Raw genomic sequence first — 1,627 nt, 5'->3', positions numbered from 1 at the left:
CCGGCACCACCGGCGAATACGCCGCTGGCGTGCGCTACAAGGCATGGAACCCGCCTTCGGCATTGCACCCGAGCATCGGCATCGACACCCCGCTGACCTTTGACATTGTCGATACCTGGATGAAGCGCTCGCTCGGCGGCTGCCAGTATTACGTAGCCCATCCTGGCGGCTTGAACCCCGATACCTTTCCGGTCAACGCCTATGAGGCAGAGAGTCGGCGCATGTCGCGCTTTGCTGCCATGGGCCACACGCCCGGCGCGTTGGTCGTGCCACCGGCCACCATCAACGTGGCGGCGAGTCGGGAATTTCCGTTCACGCTGGATTTGCGCCGGAGCTAGGGTCGGCCTCGCAGCATGGCAGCAGGCGCCCGTTCGCGTCGAAGGTAATATCCCGGCTTTCGTGCTATCGATCAAGCCCGCTTCCGATGACTACTGCCCTGTTTTCGACCATTCCCCTGCTGATGTGCATGGGCTATTTCTTCATGGGCTCGCTACCCCTGCTGATACTCAAACACGACACGCCCATGGATTCGCGCTTTATTCGCGGCTTCTTCAGTACCTACTATGTTGCGGTGCTGTGTACGGCCAGCATTCCGATGATCAGTTTTGCGCTGGTTGGTGGATTTGCGTTTTCTGCGGGCATGCTGGTTATCGCGCTGATTGCGCTGTTTCTGCGAAAGGTACTTCTCGCGCAGATGGACGATTTGCGAATCCGTATCGAAAGCGCAGACTCAAACGCAGTAACCGACTTCCGCCATCTTCATATCGCCGGCATGGCGATCAATTTTCTTCAATTGGCCCTGCTGATCTGGGGCTTGTTTCATTTCTTTCGCTAGCCTGGCGCGCCAGTGCCCGATTCACATCGCGCGCATCGAGCCCGTACATCGCAGCAAACTCAGGGACCGTCTTACCGCTGGCCTCGAAGGCGCGGCGCAGCGCCTCTTGCCGGGCACGCTCCTGCTCGTATTCGGCAAAGGCTTCTGCCAACAGGGCGTTGGCGTCTTCGTCGTTGCCATGCATGCGCGCCTGGTAGTCCTGGCTGCTCAAGCCGGATGACTCAAACGCCGTCAACAGCTGTTTGCGCAGCTTGGGCCGCAAGTCCTGTGCACTGCGCCCCTGCCGACGCCGAAAGAGCTCCAGCAAGGCCAGATAAACGTGCTCTGGCGCTACCGCTTCCACTGGCGAGCTCTGCAGGTCGTGGCGCGGTTTACCGGCGGCAACGCTTTGCAGGTAAAGCGTGGAGCGTGTGTGCACGCCGAGCGCCGCCTTCAGGCTGTTGCGTTCCAGTTGATCCGGGTGCCTGGCCAGCAATTCCTGAAAGATGCCCAGTTTGAGCGGCAGGAATTCGGCGCCGAACAACTGCGGGTAGAGTTCAAACAACTTTTCCAGCACCGGCAGCACGGATGGCCGACGAGCGAGGCGTTGACCGGTACCTTTGGGCGAAGCTGGCGCAGCCTCGACTGCAACTTCAACTTCAAACGCATCCGGCACGGCTGCGCTTGCCTCAGGGAGCAGCGGGTTTTCTGTGGGGTTTGTCATCAGGGAAGATCCAGACCCAGGAACTCCGCTAGAACCGGCGTGCTCATGGCACCATCGCGGCTCACGGTCTGCCCGGTCTTCAAATTCTT

The 1,627-nt window shown here is 60.0% G+C and carries 3 protein-coding genes; 2 read left to right on the top strand and 1 reads right to left on the bottom strand.

Features of this window, described 5'->3' with window-relative positions; translation table 11 throughout:
- Both ACOYNV_RS28255 and ACOYNV_RS28250 read left to right on the top strand, forming a co-directional pair.
- Positions 1-338 (top strand): transglutaminase family protein (locus ACOYNV_RS28255; RefSeq protein ID WP_422903152.1); only part of this gene is annotated, 338 nt, incomplete at its 5' end.
- 86 nt (positions 339-424) lie between these two features.
- Positions 425-835 (top strand): hypothetical protein, encoded by a 411-nt coding sequence (locus ACOYNV_RS28250; protein ID WP_422903151.1) that lies wholly within the window; start codon positions 425-427, stop codon positions 833-835.
- On the opposite strand, the gene ACOYNV_RS28245 is transcribed toward ACOYNV_RS28250, so the two are convergent.
- On the bottom strand, positions 780-1,538 hold the full coding sequence (locus tag ACOYNV_RS28245) for a ProQ/FINO family protein (protein WP_422903150.1): 759 nt from the start codon (positions 1,536-1,538) through the stop codon (positions 780-782). The genes ACOYNV_RS28250 and ACOYNV_RS28245 overlap by 56 nt on opposite strands.
- Between the last annotated feature and the right edge of the window lie 89 nt (positions 1,539-1,627).

This window comes from Propionivibrio sp. (genome assembly GCF_049316945.1).
Taxonomy (GTDB): domain Bacteria; phylum Pseudomonadota; class Gammaproteobacteria; order Burkholderiales; family Rhodocyclaceae; genus Propionivibrio.
Note: the sequence above shows the minus strand (reverse complement) of the source record. Positions and strands in the feature narration are given on the sequence as shown.